Origin of the sequence: Methylophaga sp. UBA2689 (genome assembly GCA_002354555.1) — a bacterium.
In the GTDB taxonomy this organism is placed as follows: Bacteria; Pseudomonadota; Gammaproteobacteria; order Nitrosococcales; family Methylophagaceae; genus Methylophaga.
On sequence record DELT01000080.1, the window covers coordinates 8,146 to 12,843 of the forward strand.

General features: G+C 46.6%; 2 protein-coding genes and 1 pseudogene. 2 read left to right on the forward strand and 1 reads right to left on the reverse strand.

What is annotated here, in order from left to right; genetic code table 11:
- Together glgA and ppc are read left to right on the forward strand one after the other, a co-directional pair.
- Positions 1 to 1,607 (forward strand): glycogen synthase GlgA (glgA, locus tag B3M51_RS09675; RefSeq protein WP_349676731.1); only part of this gene is annotated, 1,607 nt, incomplete at its 5' end.
- Positions 1,604 to 4,447: a phosphoenolpyruvate carboxylase gene (ppc, locus tag B3M51_RS09680; RefSeq protein WP_292758650.1), complete on the forward strand. Its 2,844-nt coding sequence runs from the start codon at positions 1,604 to 1,606 to the stop codon at positions 4,445 to 4,447. The genes glgA and ppc, both read left to right, overlap by 4 nt.
- Here the strand turns inward: ppc and B3M51_RS09685 are convergent.
- Positions 4,444 to 4,698: pseudogene (locus B3M51_RS09685) on the reverse strand (DEAD/DEAH box helicase); the annotation flags it as partial. The gene ppc and the pseudogene B3M51_RS09685 overlap by 4 nt on opposite strands.

Sequence of the window (4,698 nt, forward strand, 5' to 3'; positions counted from 1 at the left end):
AGCAGTTTTTTCTGGGACAGATCGCCGGTGGCGCCGAAAATAACAATAGTACAAGGTTGCATGGTTTCTCCCGTTACAAGGCTGTGACTATGCCTTTGAGCGTATATAATTGGGTAATTGTACAATTTTGGGAGAGCATAGTGCGAAAAATTCTGTTTGCCAGCAGTGAAGTGCATCCGCTGATAAAAACCGGTGGGTTAGCGGATGTCTCAGCCAGTCTGCCATTGGCCCTTTCACAGATGCAGCAGGATATTCGCATTATCATGCCGGCATATCGCGCTACACTGCAGCAATTGGGCGAATGTCCGCTGATTGCCACGGTAAAACTGGAGGGCTATCATCAGCCTGTCCATATTCTGCAAGCTCAACTTCCTGACAGTGATGTTGCTGTGTTGCTGGTGGATTCTCCAGAACATTTTGATCGTGATGGTGGACCTTATTGTGATACACAAGGGGGAGACTGGGCAGATAATGCGGCGCGTTTTGCGTTATTTTGCCGCGCAGTTGTAGCAGTAGCCACCAATCAGGCAGGATTAGACTGGCAACCTGATGTAGTGCACTGTAATGACTGGCAGACAGGTCTGATCCCAGCATTACTTAGTCTGGAAAGGCCTCGTCCGGCTACTGTTTTCACCATTCACAACATGGCCTACCAGGGGTTGTTTTCCCGTGAAGTATTTGAGATGCTCGATTTGCCTGAAGCGTTATGGCAGATTGAGGGCATTGAATTTTACGGCATGATGTCGTTTATGAAAGGTGGTCTGGTTTATGCTGACCATATCACCAGTGTCAGTCCCACCTATGCGCAGGAAATCTGTCATTACGAATACGGTTATGGCCTGGAAGGTTTACTGGCCTTGCGTTCAGAACAATCACGACTTAGTGGTATCGTTAATGGAATTGATACTCAGGAATGGAATCCACAAACCGATAAGTTCATCGGTCACCACTACAGTATTAAAAATCTGCGACCCAAATCGCTCAATAAAAAAGCATTGCAGCAACATTTCTTTCTTCCCGAATCAGCTGAAACATTGATGTTTGGCATGATCAGTCGGCTGGTGTCGCAAAAAGGTGTTGATCTCACGATTGATGCGATTCATCGTCTGTTGGCAGAAGGCAAAGACGTTCAATTGGTTTGTCTGGGAAGTGGCGAAGCCGGATTTGAACAGGATTTGCGTGTTTTACGCGCCAGATTTCCTGACAGGGTGGGCATTCAATTTGGTTATGATGAAGCATTGGCACATAAAATCGAGGCGGGTGTTGATGCGTTTTTGATGCCATCCCGATTTGAACCCTGTGGGCTAAACCAAATGTATAGTCTGCGCTATGGCACGTTACCTGTCGTCAGAAATACCGGTGGCCTGGCCGACACAGTAGTCGATGCTAGCGAAGAAAATCGTAAACAGATGTTGGCAACAGGCTTTAAATTTACCAAGCCCACCGTAGAGGATTTGTACGATACTCTGTTAACGGTAAATGAATTATTTTCACATCCCCGGTTATGGCGACGGATGATGCTGACTGCAATGGTGCAGGATTTTAGTTGGATAAATAGCGCGCAAGCCTATTTGCACCTTTATCAGCAATTAGTGGATAACTCATGACAACACGGCAAGTTGATTTCAGTAGCGCTGTGGCGCTTGAATTACTTACGGACAAAGATTTACGTTCACATGTCCGTTTTCTGGTGAATTTATTGGGCGAAGTCATCGCTGAACAGTCCGGGCCTGAGGTTTATCAGGTGATTGAGCAGTTACGCAAAGGATTTATCCGACTGCGTAAGGAAGATGATGTCGAGCTGCGTCAAACTCTCAAGGATAAAATTGAATCGTTGGATGAACTGACATTACGTGAAGTTATCCGCGCTTTTAATCTGTATTTCAGTCTGGTCAACACTGCTGAAGAAGCCTATCACCACCATAATCGACAAATTCAACTGCGCAATGGCGGGAATCTCTGGCATGGTTCGTTTCTGGATACTCTGACTCAGTTCAAAAATGAAGGTGTGTCAGTCAAACAATTACAGGATTTGCTGGAAAAACTGGTCTTTATGCCGGTATTTACCGCCCATCCGACAGAATCCAAACGACGCACCGTGATGGAAATGTTACGTCGTGTGTTTTTGCTTGATGAGAAACTGACTGAAGGTCTGATAACACCGTTTGATCAACAGCAGATTCGTAACCAGTTGAAACGTCAAATCCAGCTTCTTTGGTCAACTGATGAAGTAAGAGCGGTTAAACCATCGGTACGCGATGAAATCAAAAACGGCTTGTATTATTTCAATGTCAGTCTGTTTGATGCGGTGCCACGCACTTATCGTAACTTTGAGAATGCTCTGCGACGGGTTTATGGTGATGAACTGGATCCGGAAACACCGATTGTGGTGCCGGATTATTTACGTTTTGGTTCATGGATTGGTGGCGACCGTGATGGCAATCCATTTGTCACTGCACAAACAACGGAAATGGCGATAGCGCTGCAAAAGCGCACGGTAATTCGACGTTATCTGGAAGATGTGACCAAACTCAGTTTTATTCTGACGCAGTCGCAGCCACTCTGCGAGATCAATGCTGATCTGGCTACCGATATCGAACAGAGCGAACAACGTTTTGCCGGAGCATTTTCAACCAATCCGCAACGGTTTATTAATGAGCCATACCGACGCAAGCTTTATATGATGCGCTATCGGCTCAAAGATAATCTGGCGGTTCTGGAAGAATTCTTCCGCCCGGATCTGCAAATTGAAAGTCTCGGAGTGGCTTATCATAACGAAGATGAATTTCTGGCAGATTTGTATCTGATACATAAATCACTGGTGGATAATGGTGATATCGCGATAGCTGCCGCGGAACTCACTGATCTGATTCGGCTGGTCAAAACCTTTGGTTTTTATCTTTATAATCTTGATATCCGTCAGGAATCGTCAAAGCATACCGATGCGGTGGGCGAGATATTAGCGCTCACCGGCCTTAATCGCCATTATCTGCAAATGAATGAAGCAGAGCGCCAGACGTTGTTAACGGATTTACTGGCGGCCCCAAGATTGCCAGAAATTTATGGCGATATGCAGCCAGACTCGCTGGAAATTCTCAATGTATTCAGATTAATCGCCCGACTGCGGGTAGAGGTTAGCGAAAAAGCGTTTGGCAATTATGTGATTTCCATGACCCATCAGGCCAGTCATATTCTGGAAGTGATGCTGCTGGCCAGGTTTGCCGACTTAATCGGTCAGGATGAACATGGCTGGTTCTGCCATATCCGGGTAGCACCATTATTCGAAACCATTGAGGATTTGGAGCATATCGAGCCGGTAATGTCTGCTTTGCTGGAGAACAGTCAGTATCGTACCTTGCTGAGTACTTCAGGCAATATGCAGGAAGTCATGCTGGGCTATTCGGATTCCTGTAAGGATGGTGGCATTCTGGCATCAGCATGGAATTTATATCAGGCACAGAAAACTGTCAGTCGACTTTCAGAACAATATGCTATCGGCTGTCGTATGTTTCATGGGCGTGGTGGCACAATCGGCCGTGGCGGTGGCCCAACGCATGATGCCATTCTGGCTCAACCGGTTGATACCGTGCACGGTCAGATCAAGTTTACCGAGCAGGGCGAAGTGCTGTCATTTAAATACGGTAATACTGAAACCGCGGCTTATGAGTTAGGTATGGGGGTCTCAGCATTGATTAAAGCCAGCAGGGGACTGGTAACCGATTCGGCTCAGGAAAAGCCCGATTACCTTACTATCATGCAGCAACTGGCCCAGCTGGGTGAACAGCAGTATCGACAATTGACTGAGCAGACACCGGGCTTTCTCGACTATTTCTACGAAGCCTGTCCAATCAGTGAAATTGGTTTGATGAATATTGGCTCACGGCCTTCACATCGGAAGGCTGGAGATCGATCCAAGTCCTCTGTCAGGGCGATTGGCTGGGTATTTGCCTGGGCGCAATCAAGACATACCTTGCCAGGCTGGTATGGAATTGGTAGTGCGATTGCCTCCTGGATTTCAGACGATCCTGAAAGACGTCAAATACTGCAAAAAATGTATTTTGAATGGCCTTTTTTCCGGGCAATGGTCAGTAATACCCAGATGTCACTTTCCAAGGCCGATATGGATATCGCGGCAGAATATGCAGATTTGTGTATCGATAAACTGCAGGCACAACAGGTACTGTCTGTTATTCGTACTGAATATCAGCAAACAGCCAGTCAATTATTACAGCTGACTGGGGCTGAGACGCTAATGGCAGAAAATCCGCAATTAGCCTTGTCTTTACGAAGAAGGCAGGCTTATCTGGATCCTCTGAATCATATCCAATTACTGTTATTGAAACGTTATCGGCACGGCGATTACAGTGATGCGGAAACGGCCAAATGGCGCGATCCGTTGTTGCGCAGCATCAGTGCTATTTCACAGGGTATGCGTAATACCGGTTAATCGTCTTTAACGGCACGATCCTTCTTGGGAATATAACGTGGTTTATCTTCCTTGCTTTTGGATCGTGCCTTGTTAGCCTTGGCCTTAGGTGCAAGCCCCTTCAATTTGCGGATGGGCAAGCCGTGGCCAAGGTGATATTCGATGCGCTCCAGATTTTTCATATCATGCGGTTCGACCAGATTAATCGCCGTGCCATGTTTATCTGCCCGACCGGTACGGCCAATACGATGAATATAGTTATCACCGCGAAA

Excerpts from the sequence above, each read along its gene's own strand:
- ppc (WP_292758650.1), top strand. The coding sequence starts at position 1,604 with ATGACAACACGGCAAGTTGATTTCAGTAGCGCTGTGGCGCTTGAATTA.